Origin of the sequence: Aeromonas molluscorum, assembly GCF_051376105.1 — a bacterium.
Taxonomy (GTDB): Bacteria; Pseudomonadota; Gammaproteobacteria; order Enterobacterales; family Aeromonadaceae; genus Aeromonas; species Aeromonas molluscorum.
Map to the genome: position 1 here is coordinate 647,010 of NZ_JBPQCY010000001.1, position 17,758 is coordinate 664,767.

Consider the following 17,758-nt stretch of genomic DNA (forward strand, 5'->3'; position numbering starts at 1 on the left):
AAGGGAGCCGGAGCTCCCTTTGCTAAATGTCACTGCCAGCGTCATCAGGCGCGCGGGCAGATCTCGTCATCGCTGAAGAAATAGGCGATTTCACGAGCCGCAGAGGCCGGGGCATCGGAGCCGTGCACGGCATTGCGATCAATGCTCTCTGCGAAGCAGGAGCGCAGGGTACCGGCCAGGGCATCGGCCGGGTTGGTGGCGCCCATGATTTCGCGATTGCGACGGATGGCATCCTCACCTTCCAGCACTTGCACCATGACAGGACCGGAAGTCATGAAGGTCACCAGCGCGTTATAGAATGGGCGCTCTTTGTGCTCGGCATAGAAGCCACCGGCCTGCTCAGCGCTCATGTGGATCATCTTGGCTGCAACAATACGCAGACCCGCGCTCTCAAAGCGGTTGTAGATGGCACCGATCAAGTTCTTGCTGACAGCATCCGGCTTGACGATAGAGAAGGTACGTTCGATAGCCATTAGATCTTCCTTAAACTACAGAGAATTATGATGAGAATTCATGTTCGGCGGCGATTATACGTAAACAAAAACTGGAATAACACACAATAAGGTAACTTTTTGTTAAACAAATTCATCGTTAAAACAACATGCCCGCCTATCTTGCCGCAGCTCAAGCACAAAAAACGTGCTCTTCCCCACGATCTCTTGGTAAAAGCCGTAAAAGCTGACCTCTCCGTCTTGGATCGTAACCCCGTATCGCCGCCACAGCCGCCTCATACATTCAGGCCAGCAAGCAGCGGCTGACGCCCACACTCGGCCATTTTGGCCTTGCCAAGGTAAAAAGGCGCCATCATGGCGCCTTGTTCATCACAGAGCAGCAGCGTCTCAAACGTTGCTCAGCGGGTCTCTTCCAGCAGGGCGCGGGCCATGGTGCGCATCCCAAGGGTATTGGCCCCGGGCGCCCAGAGGCCATCGCCATTTTCGTTGAAGCAAGCGGCAAGATCGACGTGCAGCCAGCCCTGCCCCTCGTTGGCAACGAAGCGGGAGAGGAAACCGGCCGCGTTGGAGGCACCACCCGGGCCCCCCCCCGGCACCGGGCGACTATTGGCGGTGTCGGCATAGTGGGACGGACACTGCTGGCTATGCCAGGGTTCGAGTGGCAGCGGCCAGGCGGGCTCCTGCTCGGACTCGGCATAGACCATGGCCCGGTTAACCAAGCCTTTGTCCAGGCCAAACAGGGCATTGTAACGCCCCCCCAGCGCCATCACCGCCGCCCCCGTCAGGGTGGCGCCATCGATGATGAGCGGCGCGCCTGACTCGGCCGCGAGCTGCAGACCATCGGCCAGCACCAGACGCCCCTCGGCATCGGTGTTGACTATCTCCACCGTAGTGCCGTTCTTGTAGGTCAGGATATCGCCCAGCTTGTAGGCGTGGCCCGAGACCAGGTTCTCGGCGCAGCAGAGGATGAGCTTTATCCGCTTGTTCAGGCCGCGCAGCATGGCCAGCGCCAGGGCGCCCGTGACGATGGCGGCGCCCCCCATGTCATGCTTCATGGTCAGCATGCCCTGAGAGGTCTTCATGGAGTAACCACCCGAGTCAAAGGTGATACCCTTGCCGACCAGGGCCGCCGCGACGGGGGCCTTGGGATCCTTGCTCGGGTTGAAGTCCAGCTCCAGCATGACGGGCTCGCGATCGCTGCCGCGTCCCACCTGATAGAGACCGACCCAGCCCGCCTGGGCCAGGGCTTCCCCTTTGAGGATGCGATGGCTTACTCGGTCAGGCGCCAGCTCGGTAATAAAAGCGGCAGCCTCTACCGCCAAGTCCAGCGGCCCCAGCTGTTCGGGCGTGGCATTGGTCATCTCGCGTACCCAGCGTCCGCACAGCCAGCGAGCCTCCAGCTCTGCCCTGTCCTCCTCGCTGCAGGTGGCCCATTGCAGTTCCACTTCCCGCTTCGGGGTCTGCAATCCTTGCGCGAAGGCCCACTGCTGCTCCCTGTCCCAGTGGCCAGCCAGGCTGACCCTGTGGATCCCCTGGCTGCAGAGGCGGCGCGCCGCCTGCTGGATATCGGACAAGGGGGTCGCACTCACCAGATGGATCTGGGCACCGTCGACACGGTGCGAAATGAGGGCGCCTTCGCCCCATTCGGCGGCGGCAAATTCACGGCTTAACCAGATGTTCATGCGCACACCTCCTTGAGCCAACGCGCGATAGTACGCAGGCCGTGGCCCTTGGCACCGGTGGCCCAGAGATCGTTGCCCGCTTTCTGGTAGGCGCCCGCCAAATCCATGTGCAGCCACCCCTTGCCCTCGTCACGGACGAAGCGCGACAGGAATGCGGCGGCTGTGGTGGCACCGGCCGTGCCTTCGGCGGTGGCCACGTTGCTCATGTCGGCAAACGAGGAGCCGAGCTGGCCCTGATGCCAGGTCTCCAGCGGCAACACCCAGGCTTTTTCATTCTCCGCCTTGGCGGCGGCAAGACCACGAGCCTGCTCGGTCTCATCCAGGGCGAACAACGCATTGTAGTCACGTCCCAAGGCCATTTTGGCGGCGCCGGTCAGGGTCGCGGCATCCAGGATATAAGGCGCACCACTTTCGCCCGCCGTCAGCAGGCCATCGGCCAGTACCAGGCGGCCCTCGGCATCGGTATTCTGGATCTCGACACTGATGCCGTTGCGATAGGTGAGGATGTCACCGAGTTTGAAGGCGTGGCCGGAGACCAGGTTCTCGGCGCAGCAGAGGATGAGCTTGACCCGCTTGTCCAGGCCACGGGCGATGGCCAGTGCCAGACCGCCGGTCACCATGGCTGCGCCACCCATGTCGGACTTCATCGGCAGCATGCCATCGGATGACTTCATGCTGTAACCGCCGGAATCGAAGGTAATGCCCTTGCCTACCAAGGCTGCGGCCACCGGGGCTGCGGGATTGCCAGTCGGGTTGTAATCAAGCTCCAGCAGCACGGGTTCACGCTCACTGCCCCGCCCCACCGACCAGATGCCGATGTGACCGGCCTCCTTCAAGGCTTCACCGCTGGTGATGCGCGCGGTCACCTTGTCACCGGCCAGACCGCGAATGAGCAGCAGGGCGGACTCAGCCAGACTCATGGGGTAGATCTCTTCCGGACAGCCGTTGGTCACGTCCCGCACCCAGGCACTCGCCTTGAGCAGGCCATCGAGAGCCTTGGCGTCTTGCACCGATTGCTCACCAAATTCCAGCGTCCGCTCACCCTTGGCGGCATAAAACCCCTGGGCAAAGGCAAAACGACGTTCCAGATCCCAGCCTTCCCCCATCAAACGCACCCGCTTGATACCGGAAGACTCCAGGCGACGACCGGCACGCTGGATGGCACGCATCGGCTCTTTGTCTAGATGCACACGGGTCTCATCACCATTAAAACTCAGCAGGGCACCCTCGCCCCAGTGAGCAGGGGCAGTCTGGGTGGACAACACTACATTCATCATCTCAGCCATCTCTCTTGCTTCCTTTTCTTTGGCATACTCTTTTTGGCAACACTGTCGGCTTCACGCTCTCAATCCACACTGGCCGAACCAGGAAAATCGGGCGATAAAAAAGGCCGTCCCCTTTCGGGTCACGGCCTTCACCATATCACTTTTATGTCAGGACTGACTGCATGCTCAATTAACCAGTGCGCAATCAGTGACGCTCGGAGGCGAGGTTGAGGGTGTACTTGGGCAGCTCCACCACCAGATCCTCATCGGCCAGACGCGCCTGGCAGCTCAGACGGGACTCAGGCTCCAGGCCCCAGGCCTTGTCCAGCATGTCATCTTCCAGCTCATCGCTCGGCTCCAGGGAATCAAACCCCTCACGTACCACGCAGTGGCAGGTGGTGCAGGCACAGGATTTCTCGCAGGCATGCTCTATCTCTATGCCGTTGCGCAGGGCTATGTCCAATATGGTTTCACCGCTTGCCCCTTCCAGGGCAGCCCCTTCCGGGCAGAGTTCGGGATGGGGCAAAATGATCAGTTTCGGCATATCACACCTTGTTAACGTCTTGGCCAGTCAGCACCTTGCGGATGGAGGCATCCATGCGACGGGAGGCAAACTCGCCACTGGCAGCATCCGCCGCCTCGATGGCATCTTTTATTTGATTGGTCGAACCGGACTGCCGCATCTGCTTGAGATGGGCGATGGCGGCGTCGATCTCGGTGCGCTCGCGGGCACTCAACAGCGCCTCGCCGTCCACGGCCAGCGCGGCATTGAGGCTCTCGATCACCCGGTCCGCGTCCACTTGCTGTTCTGCCAGCATGCGCGCGGCCATGTCCTGCTCCGCGTGTTCGATGGAGGCGGTCAGCATGTTGAGGATGTCATCCTCTGCCAGGCCATAGGAGGGTTTGACCTGAATGTCGGCCTGTACCCCGGAGGATTTCTCCATGGCGCTGACCGACAGCAGACCGTCCGCATCCACCTGGAAGGTGACGCGGATGTGGGCAGCACCCGCCGCCATCGGCGGGATCCCGGTCAGGGTGAAGCGGGCCAGGGAGCGGCAATCTGCAACCAGCTCCCGTTCCCCCTGCACCACGTGGATTGCCATGGCCGTCTGACCATCCTTGAAGGTAGTGAACTCCTGGGCGCGGGCCACGGGTATGGTGGTGTTGCGCGGGATCACCTTCTCGGCGAGGCCGCCCATGGTCTCGAGTCCCAGAGAGAGCGGGATCACATCCAGCAGCAGCATCTCGGCATCAGGCTTGTTGCCCACCAGAATGTCGGCCTGGATGGCGGCGCCTATGGCCACTACCTTGTCCGGATCTATGCTGGTGAGCGGCGTACGACCAAAGAAGCTACCGACTTGCTCACGCACCAGTGGCACTCGGGTAGAGCCACCGACCATGACCACTTCCAGCACTTCAGCGGCGCTGAGACCGGCATCTTTCAGGGCGCGGCGACAGGCCAGCAAGGTACGTTTGACCAGGGGCAGTATGAGGGCATCGAACTGGACACGGGAGAGCTCTCCCTGCCAACCGGCGAAGGCGCACGAGACAGAGTCTGCATCGGTCAACCCATGTTTGATGGCGGTCGCGGCATCGAGCAGCTCACGTTGCAGACGAGCATCGAGCTGACCATCCAACCCGGCCTGGGCCTTGAGCCAATCGGCAAGCAGGTGATCGAAGTCATCGCCCCCCAGGGCTGAATCGCCACCGGTGGCCATCACCTCAAACACGCCGCGATGCAGGCGCAGTATGGAGATGTCGAAGGTTCCGCCGCCGAGATCGTAGACGGCAATAACCCCCTCCTGCCCGGAATCCAGGCCATAGGCGATGGCGGCAGCAGTGGGTTCATTGAGCAGACGCAGCACATGCAGACCGGCCAGACGAGCCGCATCCTTGGTGCCCTGACGCTGGGCATCATCGAAATAGGCGGGCACGGTAATGACGACGCCATCGAGGTCGCCGCCCAGGGTCGCGGCACCACGGGCAGCCAGACTCTTGAGTATTTCGGCCGAGACCTGCACCGGATTGACCAACCCCTGACGTGTCAGGATCTGGGGTGACCCATTGTCGCTTGCCACGAATTCATAGGGTTGCTGACGCAGATCCAGATCTGCCAGCGCCTTGCCCATCATGCGTTTGACCGAAATGATGGTGTTCTGGGGATCCTGGGCGGCCTCGGCTTTCGCATCGAAACCGACTCGAATGCTGTCAGCCTGATAGTGAACGGCAGAAGGCAGCAGGGCCCGGCCAGCGGTGTCATTGAGCGTATCGGCCTGACCGCTACGTACCGCAGCAACCAGCGAATTGGTGGTGCCCAGATCGATGCCGACGGCACGTTTATGCTGATGAGGCGCGGCGCTCTGGCCGGGCTCGGCGATTTGCAGTAATGCCATGGGTAATCACATTTCCAGCGTTAGAAGATCAATATTCGAACAGCGAGTCTTCGAAGCGCTCCAGCTCTTCGAACAACTTGTCGACGAACTTGAGTTTGCGCACACAATCGGCCGCCTTGGGATCCTCGCCACTGGCGAGAGTCTGGGTCAGCTGTTGCATTAGGTGGTGGTGCTCCTGGTCGATTTCGCGGCGAAAATCCGCGATGGCCGCCTCAGGTTGCGCATCGCACTTGAGGTCTGCGAGGCGCTCACGCCACTCTAGCTGCTGCATCAGAAACGCAGTGTCTTGCAGGGTTTGCTGTTCAGCTCGAATGTCGGTGCCACGCAGGGAGAGCAGGTACTCGGCACGCAGCAAAGGCGCTTTGAGGGTAGAAAAGGCATCATTGATGCGAGCGGCTTGCTGCACTGAGGCCAGCCGCTCCCGTTCGGGAGCGGTGGCGAAGCGATCAGGATGGAACTGAGTTTGCAGTTGGCGGTAGGTATCCCCTAGCTGCCGGGTATCGATCTCGAACCCCGGAGCCAGACCGAACAACTCGAAATGGTTCATGAGCGACCCTTAGACACTGAAACTTTCGCCACAACCACATTCGCCCTTGGCGTTGGGGTTATTGAACTGGAAGCCCTCGTTGAGGCCCTCCTTGACGAAGTCCAGCTCGGTGCCATCCAGATGGGCAAGGCTCTTGGCATCGACGATGATCTTGACACCCTCTTGCTCGAACACCTTGTCCCCGTCATTCAACTCATCGACGAATTCCAGCACATAGGCGAGCCCTGAGCAGCCGGTGGTCTTGACGCCGAGACGCAGGCCCAAGCCCTTGCCCCGGTTGATCAGAAAACTGGATACCCGCTCTGCCGCGGATGCTGTCATGGTAATGGCCATACTGCTCTCCGGACCTTAAACGAGACCTTTCTTCTGCTTGTAGTCGGCGATGGCTGCCTTGATGGCATCCTCAGCCAGAATGGAGCAGTGGATCTTGACAGGTGGCAGTGCCAGCTCCTCGGCGATGTCGGTGTTCTTGATACCAGCCGCTTCGTCCAGAGTCTTGCCCTTGACCCATTCGGTCACCAGGGAACTGGAGGCAATGGCAGAGCCACAACCATAGGTTTTGAACTTGGCATCTTCGATGATGCCAGCGTCGCTGATCTTCAGTTGCAACTTCATGACGTCGCCGCACGCTGGGGCGCCGACCATGCCGGTGGCGATGCTGGGATCGTTTTTGTCGAAACCACCGACGTTACGGGGGTTTTCGTAGTGGTCTATTACTTTTTCACTGTAAGCCATGATTAACTCCTGCTGATTCCGTTGTAGCCACTGACCTTGAGGATCAGTGGTGTGCCCATTCGACCGTGTTCAGATCGACGCCGTCCTTGTACATCTCCCACAGGGGAGACATCTCGCGCAAACGACCGATGGAGTCACGGATAAGCTTGACTGCGTAGTCGATCTCTTCTTCTGTGGTGAAGCGACCCATGCTGAAACGGATGGAGCTGTGTGCCAGCTCGTCGTTCAGGCCCAGGGCGCGCAACACATAAGAGGGTTCCAGGCTGGCAGAGGTACAGGCCGAGCCCGAAGAAACCGCCAGATCCTTGAGTGCCATGATGAGGGATTCCCCTTCCACATAGGCAAAGCTGACGTTGAGGTTGCCCGGCACGCGCTGCTCGAGATCGCCGTTGATGTAAACGGCTTCGATGTCTTTCACCCCGTCCCACAGACGCTGACGCAGGGCCATCATGCGTGGTGCTTCACTGGCCATCTCTTCTTTGGCGATGCGGAACGCCTCGCCCATACCGACAATCTGGTGAGTCGGCAGAGTGCCGGAGCGCATGCCGCGCTCATGGCCGCCACCGTGCATCTGGGCTTCCAGACGAACACGGGGCTTACGGCGCACATAGAGAGCACCTATGCCTTTGGGGCCATAAACTTTATGAGCGGAGACGGAGAGCAGGTCGACCTTGAGCGCCTCGACATCGACCGGGATCTTGCCGGCACTCTGAACGGCATCGACGTGCAGGAAAATCTTGCGCGAACGGCACAGGTTGCCAATGGCGGCGATGTCTTGCACCACACCGATCTCGTTATTGACGTGCATGATGCTGACCAGCACGGTGTCGTCGCGCATGGCGCCTTCAATCTGCTCGAGGGTGAACAGACCGTTGGGCATGGGCTCGAGGTAAGTCACTTCATAGCCTTCACGCTCCAACTGACGGCAGGTGTCGAGCACCGCTTTGTGTTCAGTCTTGGAGGTGATGATGTGCTTGCCCTTGCTGGCATAGAAATGTGCTATGCCCTTGATGGCCAAGTTGTTGGATTCAGTCGCACCAGAGGTGAACACGATCTCGCGGGGATCGGCACCAATGAGCTCTGCCACTTGATTACGGGCCAGATCGACCGCCTCTTCGGCCTGCCAGCCGAAACGGTGAGAACGGGAAGCCGGATTGCCAAACAGGCCATCCATGGTGAGGCACTGCATCATCTTCTCTGCGACTCTGGGATCAACAGGGCAGGTTGCCGAATAATCAAGGTATATAGGCAGTTTCATCTTTTTCTCCGTTACAGACCCACCACACATCGGTTGGCTGTGGAAAGCACGTTTATAGTTGGACTTTCAAGCTCACATCACCGCGTTCTACCCGGTCAACCAGGGACAACACGGTCTTCATCTGTTCATCTTGCTTGTCAGCAATGCGGCGTACATCTGCCTGCCCGACCAGTTCGGCCAGGGAGATATCACCTAGGAAACTGGAGATACGTTCGCTGAGATCGCGCCACAGAGAGTGGGTCAGGCACTGGGTGCCGCCATGGCAACCGCCTTTACCCAAGCACTTGGTGGCGTCGACCGACTCATCGACTGCGGTGATCACCTGGCCGACCGAGATGGCCGCCGGATCCAGACCGAGTCGATATCCGCCGCCGGGTCCCCGCACACTGCTCACCAGACCATGCTTGCGCAGGCGGGCAAACAACTGTTCCAGATAAGAGAGAGAGATACCCTGGCGCTCGGAAATATCAGCCAGGGGCACAGGCCCCTGATCAGCATGCAACGCCACATCTAGCATGGCTGTTACTGCATAACGTCCTTTGGAAGTCAGTCTCATATCCGTTACCGTCTTGCGAACCAATTGGCAATTATGGTCACATACCCGACTAAATCAGTCAAGTATATAGTTGACCGTTTTAGTCGGGATTAATCCTGGGGTCTTGGTTTCTGAACCGACGTCAATATGCCGCGCAAGATGTTGAGTTCGACCGCCTCAGGGCGGGCCCGATTGAACAGGCGACGCAACTTGTTGATCACCTGCCCCGGATGCTCTTCGCTAATGAAGCCGGTCTGCAGCAGTGTCTGCTCCAGATGGCGATAAAACCCATCAAGCTGTTCACCACTCGGGTAGGCGACCTCGTTCATGGGCTCAGGTGCCTGCTCCTGGTTAGCCAGCCAGTGCATGCGTATTTCGTAGCAGAGGGTCTGCACCGCCATGGCGAGGTTGAGGGAGCTGTACTCGGGATTGGCCGGGATGGCTACATGAAAGTGGCACTTCTGCAGCTCGTCATTGGTGAGGCCTGTGCGCTCACGACCAAATACCAACGCGACCGGATACTGGCTCGCCTCGCTAACCAGTTTCGCTCCTGCTTCGCGCGGATCCAGCATGGGCCAGCTCAGGGTACGGGAGCGGGCGCTGGTGCCAATCACCAAAGCGCAATCGGCGATCGCCTCATCCAGGGTCGCAACGACCCGGGCATTGGCCAGTATATCGCTGGCGCCAGCCGCAAGGGCGTTGGCATGGCTATCGGGCAGCTCCTGGGGATCAACCAGTATCATATTGCTCAGGCCCATGGTCTTCATGGCGCGAGCGGCCGACCCCATGTTGCCGGTGTGAGAGGTGTTTACCAAGACGATACGAATCTTATCCAACATGCCCGGTCAATCTTTCGTGAAAAATGGCGCGCAATTGTAACATAGCCAATCCCCCTTTTGGCATCGTAAATGGCATCCATTTCACAGATAAGAGGGAACTAATCCCCCAGGGAGTCGGGACTAACAAGATAGGAAGATCACGTCGAGGTATGTCGGCATGTTGCCACGCAGACTATATGAAAGCTTGCCAAGTATTTACTTGGGCGGGGGCAGCTTGTTGCTACTGCTCGATCATCGCCCCCTGATATGGGGGGCTGGCGCGCTGTTGTTTGGCTGCGGCGCCATGCTCTGGATGATGCGTTCCAGCTACAGGCGCACCGACCTGGTCGTTTATCCGCTGCACCGCTGGATTAGCCCCGAGTGGCTCTATGAGGCGCAACCTTTTCTCCTGCTCGGCTTGGCCATTGCCTTGGGCCAGCTCGAGCAAGGGGGTTGGCTGGCGCTGCTGATTGCTGGCTGGGCCCTGCGCTGTCTCTGGGCAAGGCACCGGCATCGTCATCACACCCCGGGGCTGGTGTTACAACTAAAGCGCAGCACCTTGCGCCGTCGCCACCGCTTGCTCTGATGCCGCCCCTTCCCGCTCGATAAAGTAGGCCAGATCCAGCAAGGGGTACTTGAGCAAGGCAGGCAAAGAGGCCAAATCCAGGCTGTCGATCAGGTTCTTGAGCTCGAGGCCGAGTTCAGTATCCCCTTCAATTTTGAGGCGACGCTGGAAGAAGAGCGTATCCGGGTCTTCCTTGCGCGCCGCAATGAGGATCAGATCCTTGCTGCCACCGCTGAAGCAGACATCCACCCGAGGCGCCCCTTCGGCCAATACCAGATACCCTTCCCGCAAGCTGATGAACCAGCGCAGTGCCAGATCCGTCACCTCGACCTTCAACCACTTGCCCGTCAGGAAGTCGAGATCCCCGTCAGCGATGGCCTCTCGAAACACCCGAGCCAGCAAGGGCTCCATCAGCCTGCGTTGCAGGGTAAAGGGCACCAATCCCAAAGGGCGGCGCAACAGTTGGGGGGCCCGTTCGATCAGACGGTGCTGCAGTTGTTGAAACACGGTTCTCTCCTCATGAGGTTTTCGGGCATTCAAACACAGGCCGAAGAGATGGATCCTGTTGAAAATCAAACTTGTGCGCGGTTAACCCTCTATGGGTAAAGCCACCGAAAACTGCCTCAGGTCAAAAAGCGTGACGGCGACCCTGCATACAATCGGGACACTTTTGCGTTATCGGAGCACAACCGATGGAATTACTCTGCCCGGCCGGGAACCTGCCGGCCCTAAAAAGCGCCGTGGACAATGGCGCCGATGCCGTCTATATCGGCTTCAAGGATGACACCAATGCCCGCCACTTCGCCGGCCTCAATTTCGATGGTGGCAAACTGGAAAAAGCGGTCGACTATGTCCATCAGCATGGCCGAAAACTGCATATCGCCATCAACACCTTTGCTCATCCAAACCAGGATGCCAGATGGCAGCAGGCAGTTGACAAAGGAGTGGCGCTCGGCGCCGACGCCCTCATCATCGCCGATCTGGCCGTGCTCGATTATGCCAGCCGCCGCTACCCCGAGATGGAGCTGCATGTTTCGGTACAGGCCAGTGCCACCAATGCCGCCGCCATCCGTTTCTATCAGCAAGAGTTCAACGCAGCCCGCATAGTGCTGCCCCGGGTACTCTCCATGCATCAGGTCAGGCAGCTGTCGCGCGAGACCGATGTCGGCCTGGAGGTCTTTGCCTTTGGCAGCCTCTGCATCATGGCGGAGGGGCGTTGCTATCTCTCCTCCTACCTGACCGGGGAGAGCCCCAACACGGTCGGTGCCTGCTCACCGGCCAAATTCGTCCGCTGGGAGGAGACCCCAGCCGGCCTCGAATCTCGCCTCAACGAGGTGCTGATCGATCGCTACGGCCCCGGAGAAAACGCGGGCTACCCCACCCTGTGCAAGGGGCGCTTCGAGGTGGATGGCCAGACCTACCATGCCCTGGAAGAGCCCACTAGCCTCAACACCCTGGGCCTGCTACCCGAGCTGTTTGGTGCCGGGATCCAGTCAGTCAAGATTGAGGGGCGTCAGCGCAGCCCGGCCTACGTCGAACAAGTAACCCGGGTGTGGCGCGCGGCCATCGACAGCTACCTGAGCGATCCCGAGCACTACAACGTCAAGCCCGAGTGGGATGCCCAGCTCGCCCGCGTCTCCGAGGGAAGTCAAACGACCCTGGGTGCCTATCATCGCCAGTGGCAGTAAGGCCTTCCTATGATGCAACTCTCTTTCTGGCTCTGTCGCTGTGACAACAAGGAACTCATATGATGCAATTTTCTCTCGGGCCCCTGCTCTTCTACTGGCCCAAAACCGACACTCAGGCTTTTTATCAGGCCGCCATGGCCAGCGATGCCGACATTATCTATCTGGGAGAGACGGTGTGCAGCAAACGCCGCGAGTTCAAGGTGGATGAGTGGATAGAACTCGCCAGGCTGGTCGCGGCGAGCGGCAAACAGGCGGTGCTCTCCACACTGGCACTCATCTCTGCCCCTTCCGAGCTGAAAGAGGTCAAGCGGCTGGTCGACAATGGCGAACTGATGATAGAGGCCAACGATCTGGGTGCGGTACAGCTCGCCCGGGAGGCGGGCGTGCCTTTCGTCTGCGGCCCCGCCATTAATGCCTACAACGCCGAGGTACTGCGCATGCTGCTAAGGCATGGCATGAAACGCTGGGTAATGCCGGTGGAACTCTCCCGCGACTGGCTAGTCGCCCTCGCGCAGGATTTAGGAAAAGAGCGTCAGCACTTCGAAGTGGAAGTGTTCGGTCATGGTTATCTGCCGCTGGCCTATTCGGCCCGCTGCTTCACCGCGCGCTCCCTGGACAAACCCAAGGATAGTTGTGAGCTGGCCTGCATCCACTACCCGACCGGGCGTCAGGCTTTGAGTCGGGAGGGACAACCGCTGTTCAACCTCAATGGGATCCAGACCCAGTCCGGCTACTGCTACAACCTGGGCAACGAGCTTGCCGGTATGGCGGGTCTGGTGGATGTGGTACGTCTTTCGCCACAAGGCATGGATACCCTGGATACCTTGGCCCAGTTTAGGGCAAATCAGCAAGGTCTGACCCCCCTGCCCCTCTTCGGAGATCGCGAATGCAACGGCTACTGGCGCCAGATCCCGGGCATTAGCCTGGTTCAATGAGTCGTCAAGCCGAGAGCGACCCCATTCGATAAAAGCAATAAAGGCCTCGCAATGAGGCCTTTATGTTAACAGCACAACTCAGAGTGCAGCGGGTTTGCTGTTTTGCTCGCTCTGGGTCTGACTGCCCGGCGGCGGCGACTTTCTCGCCATCAGCTCCAGCTCCAGCAACGCATATCTGTGCTCGATGAAGTCATAGACGTTGTTGGCCAGCGCCAGCTTGAAGTAGCTGATCGCCTCTTTGCGGTTCCCCTTGAACAGCTCGAACTTGCCGAGGTAGAAGTAGGTCTCGCACAGGCGCTCGGCCAACTCACGGTTATCCTTGACTCCTTTCACCACGCTGCCCATCAGCTGGGTCGCATTGATCTGGCCGGTATAAAGGCGCACCAGATCCCAGTTCCAGGCATCATCACCATGCTTGTTCAAGTGATCCCGCAGGTGACTCATGGCGGTCGACTCGTCGAGCTTGCGCTCGGCCAGATAAAACCAGAGTGCCCGGTAGGGATCTTCGGGCTGGGCCTCATAGAAACGCTTCATGTCCGAAATAGACAGTGATGGTCTGTTGCCGTAATAGAGGGCGATACCACGATTGAGGTAGGCATAGTCATAATCTGGCGCCAGCTCCAGCGCCGAGTCGAACGCCTCATAGGCCTCGTCATAGTTCTGCTGTTGAACCAGATAGACACCGATGAAGTTGTAGGCCTCGGCAAAGTCCGGCTTCTCGCGCAAGGCGCGGTTGAAGTCGAGCCGGGCCAGGGAGCGCAGTCCCACCCGATCGAACACCACGGCACGCTCGTAGAACAGCTCGGCACGTTGCTCAGGGGTCAGTTCCATCTCACCCAGCATCTGTCCCAGACGGGCAAGTGCCAGTTCGCTCTGATAGGAAACCTGTAACGGCGTCGCCAGCACCAGCGAAGTGGGCTGCGGTTGGGTAACTTTAGGGGGCTCTACCTGACTACTACTGCTGCATCCCCACAGGGGCAGCAACACCAGGACACCGAGCAGGTATCCCATCCCTTTACTGACGCTCAATGAACACTCCGACGCAGACCCTTGACCTGGCATATGGTAAAGAGGAAGCAAGGCTTTGTCATGTGGCTGATCCGCTTCCCGACAAATAAATCAGGATTCGACAGGGTATCCAGCCTCGGACCAGCCCCGAAAGCCTCCATCGACGCTGACCACATGGCGATATCCCATCTTCTGCAGGGCATCGGCCGCCAGTATGGAGCGAAAGCCACCGCCGCAATAGAGGAAGAGTTCAGTGTCAGGGCTCGGATAACGGGCCTCGATATCGCGCTCTATGATGCCCTTGCCGAGGTAGCTGGCACCCGGCAGATGACCCTGGGCCCACTCGCTCTCCTCGCGGACATCAATCAGGTGAAAGGTACGCCCCTCATCCTGCCAGCGTTTTATCTGGTGCACATCGGTCTCGGCGATCTGGCCACGGACGGCCTCGACCAAAGCGAGGAAACGGGGACTGTGTTGCATAAAGGCTCCTTGCTGTCAGGAATGGCGAACAACGGCGGGCATGATAGCCAACCAGGAAGATGACAAACCATGACCATACGGGGGATGGGCGTATTTGTCACTCCCCCCTCCCTGCCCCACCAACACCTGGCACTCCAAAAACAAGAGAGCGCCCGCAGGCGCTCTCTTTCGTTAAGGCTGTCGACCAGAAATCAGGGCATGATATCGGGTTGATCTGCCCCTTCTTTATCGACTTGCGTCGGCATCATGTGCTCGCGCTTGATGCCAATGAACATGGCAAAGGCGCTCGCCACATAGACCGAGGAGTAGGTACCGAAACCGATACCTATCAGCAGTGCCGTCGCGAAACCATGGATAAGCGTGCCCCCCTTGAGGAACAGCGCCACCACCACCACCAGCGTCGTACCTGAGGTTATCAGGGTACGGCTCAGGGTTTCGGTCATGGAGACATCCAGGATCTCGGCAGTATCGCCACGACGCAGCTTGCGGAAGTTCTCCCGCACCCGGTCAAACACCACTATGGTGTCGTTGAGGGAGTAGCCGACCACCGTCATCACGGCCGCCAGTACCGTCAGGTCAAACTCCCACTGGAAGAAGGAGAAGAAACCCAGGGTAACGATGACGTCGTGAGCCAGCGCCAGTACGGCACCGGCCGACAGTCGCCATTCGAACCGGAAGCTGATGTAGGCCAGGATACAGAGCAGCGCTGCCAGGATGGCGAGGCCGCCCTGTTCCGCCAGCTCTTGCCCAACCGCAGGGCCGACAAACTCGACGCGCTTGATCTGGGCATCGCCCAAGGTCTTGACCGCAGTCAGTACCTTGTCACCCTGCTGCTGGGCTTGCAGCCCCTCTTCCGGCGCCAGACGGATGAGCACGTCGCGGCTAGAACCGAAGTTCTGCACGGTCGCGCCCTCTATCCCCTTGCTTTCCAGCACATTGCGCACCTTGGGCAGCTCAATGGTCTGCTCAAAGGCCACCTCGATGATGGTGCCGCCGGTAAAGTCCAGTCCCCAGTTCAAGCCCTTGGTGAACAGGCTGGCAAAAGCCAGCACCACGAAGAGAATGGAGAGGGCAGAGGCCGGTTTGGCAAAGCGCATGAAGGGTATGGCTTTGTCGGTTTTCAATAACTCATGCATGGCTCTTTCCTCAGATCGGCAGCTTGTCGAGACGCTTGCCGCCCCAGGCCAGGTTCACGATGGCACGAGTTCCCGTGATGGCGGTGAACATCGAGGCCAGGATACCGATGGCCAGGGTCAGGGCGAAGCCCTTGATGGCGCCGGTACCGACCGCAAACAGTATGATGCAGGTGATCAGGGTGGTGATGTTGGAGTCGGCAATGGTGCCAAACGCCTTCTCATAACCCAGATTGATGGCCTGTTGCACACCGCGACCGGCTCGGAGCTCTTCACGAATACGCTCGAAGATCAGCACGTTCGCATCCACCGCCATGCCCATGGTCAATACGATGCCGGCAATCCCCGGCAGCGTCATGGTGGCACCGGGGATCATGGACATCAGCCCGATGATCAGCACCACGTTGACCACCAGCGCCAGGTTGGCCACCAGGCCAAACTTGCGATAGTAGAGCGCCATGAAGATAACGATGGCGAGCATGCCATAACCCATGGCCTGCAGACCGGAGTCGATGTTCTGCTGCCCCAGGCTCGGGCCTATGGTGCGCTCTTCCACAATCTGGATGGGCGCAATCAAGGCACCGGCACGCAGTAGGAGCGCCAGGTTGTGGGCTTCGTTGGCATTGTCTATTCCGGTAATGCGGAACTGGCTACCCAGTCGTGACTGGATAGTCGCGACGTTGATCACCTCTTCCTGCTTGCGGAACTTACGCTTGCCATCGGGACCCGGCTCACCGACCGGCTTGTACTCGATGAATACGGTGGCCATGCCTTTACCAACGTTGTCCTTGGTAAAGTTGGCCATCTTGTTGCCACCTTGGCCATCAAGCTTGATGTTGACCTGAGGACGGCTGTACTCGTCGAAACCGGACTGGGCACCGACAATATGATCACCGGTCAGAATGATGCGTTTTTGCAGCACCACAGGGCGGCCATTGCGATCGGTATACACCTTGGAGCTCGGCGGTACCCGGCCATCGGCGGCAGCCTGAGGGTCGGCAGTCTCATCCACCATGTGGAATTCCAGGGTCGCCGTTGCGCCCAGGATCTCCTTGGCGCGGGCCGTGTCCTGAATACCAGGCAGCTCAACCACGATGCGCTCTGCACCCTGTTGCTGCACCAGCGGCTCGGCGACGCCCAGCTCGTTGACCCGGTTTCGGATGATGGTGATGTTCTGCTCGAGGGCGTACTTCTTCACTTCCTTGATCTTGGCTTCGCTCAGGGAGGCCAGGATCAGGAAATCATTACCCTTCTGCTCGCTGTTAAAGGTCAGATCCGCATTCAGGCGACGCAGATGGGCGATGGCCTTCTCTTGATCCGCTTCATCACGGAACAGGATTTCAACCCGATCGCCTGCCCGGCGCACACCAGAATAACGGATCTTCTGAGTCCGCAGCTCGGTGCGAAAATCTTGCACCATCTGATCTTGCTGCTTGACCAGCGCCTCGGCCATGTCCACTTCCATCAGGAAGTGCACACCACCGCGCAAGTCGAGACCCAGCTTGAGGGGGTTGGCGCCGATCGCCTCGAGCCAGGCCGGGGTAGAGGGTGCCAGGTTCAGCGCGGTGACAAAATTGTCACCCAGCTTGGATGCAACCAGATCACGGGCCTTGAGTTGATCTTCGGTATTGGTAAAACGCACCAGGATCTGGTCGTGTTCGAAGGCGGCATGTTTGACCGGAATAGCGGCCTCATCCAGGATCGCTTTAACCTGGTCCAGCGTCTTGAGCTGAACCTCGGCACCGCGACTGGCGGAGACTTGCAGAGCCGGATCCTCACCGTACAGGTTGGGGGCTGCATATAGAAAACCGATGGCGATCACGATGATCACCATCAGGTATTTCCACAGCGGATAGCGGTTTAACACGCTGTGCTCCTTGGGAGATTAAAGGGACTGGATAGAACCTTTGGGCAGAACGGCGGTGACGAAATCACGCTTGATGGTGACCTGAGTCTGATCGTTCAGGGCCAGTACCAGATAGTCGTTCTCGGTGGAGACTTTGGCGATTTTACCGACCAGGCCGCCGGAGGTGAGCACTTCGTCACCCTTGGCCAGTGAGCTCATCAGGTTTTTATGTTCCTTCACGCGCTTGGCTTGCGGACGATAGATCATGAAGTAGAAGATCAGGCCAAACACGGCAAGCATGATGATCATTTCCATGCCGCCACCCTGGGGACCGGCACCGACGTCTGCATAGGCCTTGGAGATAATGCTCATTTAACAACCTCTTATTGATATGGATTTAAGACACAACGCGCTGCTA

Annotated in this window: 20 protein-coding genes; 3 read left to right on the forward strand and 17 right to left on the reverse strand. The window is 59.0% G+C overall.

All coding sequences use genetic code 11. The annotated features are described in order from the left end of the window. Positions 1 to 44 precede the first annotated feature (44 nt). The 11 genes from ndk to trmJ form a co-directional block, all read right to left on the reverse strand. Positions 45 to 473, reverse strand: a complete 429-nt coding sequence (gene ndk / locus ACSMDR_RS03100; protein WP_005907853.1) for a nucleoside-diphosphate kinase — start codon at positions 471 to 473, stop codon at positions 45 to 47. 377 nt (positions 474 to 850) lie between these two features. After that, positions 851 to 2,134: an aminopeptidase PepB gene (pepB, locus tag ACSMDR_RS03105; RefSeq protein WP_436466992.1), complete on the reverse strand. Its 1,284-nt coding sequence runs from the start codon at positions 2,132 to 2,134 to the stop codon at positions 851 to 853. After that, positions 2,131 to 3,420 (reverse strand): aminopeptidase PepB, encoded by a 1,290-nt coding sequence (gene pepB / locus ACSMDR_RS03110; RefSeq protein ID WP_436466993.1) that lies wholly within the window; start codon positions 3,418 to 3,420, stop codon positions 2,131 to 2,133. Before pepB (ACSMDR_RS03110) ends, pepB (ACSMDR_RS03105) begins: the two co-directional genes overlap by 4 nt. Positions 3,421 to 3,604: 184 nt before the next feature. After that, complete coding sequence (gene fdx, locus ACSMDR_RS03115; protein ID WP_005907038.1) at positions 3,605 to 3,943, reverse strand: ISC system 2Fe-2S type ferredoxin; 339 nt, start codon at positions 3,941 to 3,943, stop codon at positions 3,605 to 3,607. Position 3,944: 1 nt separating this feature from the next. Beyond that, complete coding sequence (gene hscA / locus ACSMDR_RS03120; protein ID WP_436466994.1) at positions 3,945 to 5,792, reverse strand: Fe-S protein assembly chaperone HscA; 1,848 nt, start codon at positions 5,790 to 5,792, stop codon at positions 3,945 to 3,947. Between the two features lie 28 nt (positions 5,793 to 5,820). Continuing rightward, positions 5,821 to 6,339 carry a co-chaperone HscB gene (gene hscB / locus ACSMDR_RS03125; protein ID WP_005907035.1) on the reverse strand — a complete coding sequence of 173 codons (519 nt, stop codon included), beginning with the start codon at positions 6,337 to 6,339 and terminating at the stop codon, positions 5,821 to 5,823. A 9-nt stretch (positions 6,340 to 6,348) separates the two neighbouring features. Continuing rightward, on the reverse strand, positions 6,349 to 6,672 hold the full coding sequence (gene iscA / locus ACSMDR_RS03130; protein WP_005907034.1) for an iron-sulfur cluster assembly protein IscA: 324 nt from the start codon (positions 6,670 to 6,672) through the stop codon (positions 6,349 to 6,351). Positions 6,673 to 6,687: 15 nt separating this feature from the next. Beyond that, positions 6,688 to 7,074: a Fe-S cluster assembly scaffold IscU gene (gene iscU / locus ACSMDR_RS03135; RefSeq protein ID WP_005907033.1), complete on the reverse strand. Its 387-nt coding sequence runs from the start codon at positions 7,072 to 7,074 to the stop codon at positions 6,688 to 6,690. Between the two features lie 43 nt (positions 7,075 to 7,117). Further along, entirely contained in the window at positions 7,118 to 8,332 is a 1,215-nt protein-coding gene (locus tag ACSMDR_RS03140; protein WP_436466995.1) for an IscS subfamily cysteine desulfurase, read from the reverse strand. 52 nt (positions 8,333 to 8,384) lie between these two features. Then, positions 8,385 to 8,888: a Fe-S cluster assembly transcriptional regulator IscR gene (gene iscR / locus ACSMDR_RS03145; RefSeq protein WP_040319317.1), complete on the reverse strand. Its 504-nt coding sequence runs from the start codon at positions 8,886 to 8,888 to the stop codon at positions 8,385 to 8,387. Between the two features lie 89 nt (positions 8,889 to 8,977). Then, complete coding sequence (trmJ, locus tag ACSMDR_RS03150) at positions 8,978 to 9,706, reverse strand: tRNA (cytosine(32)/uridine(32)-2'-O)-methyltransferase TrmJ (protein ID WP_005907030.1); 729 nt, start codon at positions 9,704 to 9,706, stop codon at positions 8,978 to 8,980. A gap of 157 nt (positions 9,707 to 9,863) precedes the next feature. On the opposite strand from trmJ, the gene ACSMDR_RS03155 reads away from it, so the two are divergent. Continuing rightward, positions 9,864 to 10,271: a hypothetical protein gene (locus ACSMDR_RS03155; RefSeq protein WP_436466996.1), complete on the forward strand. Its 408-nt coding sequence runs from the start codon at positions 9,864 to 9,866 to the stop codon at positions 10,269 to 10,271. Here ACSMDR_RS03155 and ubiT read toward each other — a convergent pair. Further along, positions 10,230 to 10,757, reverse strand: coding sequence for a ubiquinone anaerobic biosynthesis accessory factor UbiT (gene ubiT / locus ACSMDR_RS03160; protein WP_436466997.1), 528 nt, complete (start codon positions 10,755 to 10,757; stop codon positions 10,230 to 10,232). The two genes, ACSMDR_RS03155 and ubiT, sit on opposite strands and share 42 nt — an antisense overlap. A 185-nt stretch (positions 10,758 to 10,942) precedes the next feature. Between ubiT and ubiU the strand changes: the two genes are divergently transcribed. Together ubiU and ACSMDR_RS03170 are read left to right on the forward strand one after the other, a co-directional pair. After that, positions 10,943 to 11,938, forward strand: a complete 996-nt coding sequence (ubiU, locus tag ACSMDR_RS03165; protein WP_005899981.1) for a ubiquinone anaerobic biosynthesis protein UbiU — start codon at positions 10,943 to 10,945, stop codon at positions 11,936 to 11,938. 62 nt (positions 11,939 to 12,000) lie between these two features. Beyond that, positions 12,001 to 12,873, forward strand: a complete 873-nt coding sequence (locus ACSMDR_RS03170; RefSeq protein ID WP_436468186.1) for a U32 family peptidase — start codon at positions 12,001 to 12,003, stop codon at positions 12,871 to 12,873. A gap of 78 nt (positions 12,874 to 12,951) precedes the next feature. On the opposite strand, the gene nlpI is transcribed toward ACSMDR_RS03170, so the two are convergent. The 5 genes from nlpI to yajC form a co-directional block, all read right to left on the reverse strand. Then, on the reverse strand, positions 12,952 to 13,902 hold the full coding sequence (gene nlpI / locus ACSMDR_RS03175) for a lipoprotein NlpI (RefSeq protein WP_436466998.1): 951 nt from the start codon (positions 13,900 to 13,902) through the stop codon (positions 12,952 to 12,954). Positions 13,903 to 13,992: 90 nt separating this feature from the next. After that, on the reverse strand, positions 13,993 to 14,361 hold the full coding sequence (locus ACSMDR_RS03180) for a rhodanese-like domain-containing protein (RefSeq protein WP_436466999.1): 369 nt from the start codon (positions 14,359 to 14,361) through the stop codon (positions 13,993 to 13,995). A gap of 191 nt (positions 14,362 to 14,552) precedes the next feature. Then, positions 14,553 to 15,497, reverse strand: a complete 945-nt coding sequence (secF, locus tag ACSMDR_RS03185) for a protein translocase subunit SecF (RefSeq protein ID WP_005899990.1) — start codon at positions 15,495 to 15,497, stop codon at positions 14,553 to 14,555. 10 nt (positions 15,498 to 15,507) lie between these two features. Further along, on the reverse strand, positions 15,508 to 17,361 hold the full coding sequence (gene secD, locus ACSMDR_RS03190; RefSeq protein WP_005899991.1) for a protein translocase subunit SecD: 1,854 nt from the start codon (positions 17,359 to 17,361) through the stop codon (positions 15,508 to 15,510). An 18-nt stretch (positions 17,362 to 17,379) separates the two neighbouring features. Further along, positions 17,380 to 17,712 (reverse strand): preprotein translocase subunit YajC, encoded by a 333-nt coding sequence (gene yajC, locus ACSMDR_RS03195; RefSeq protein ID WP_005899993.1) that lies wholly within the window; start codon positions 17,710 to 17,712, stop codon positions 17,380 to 17,382. Positions 17,713 to 17,758: the final 46 nt, after the last annotated feature.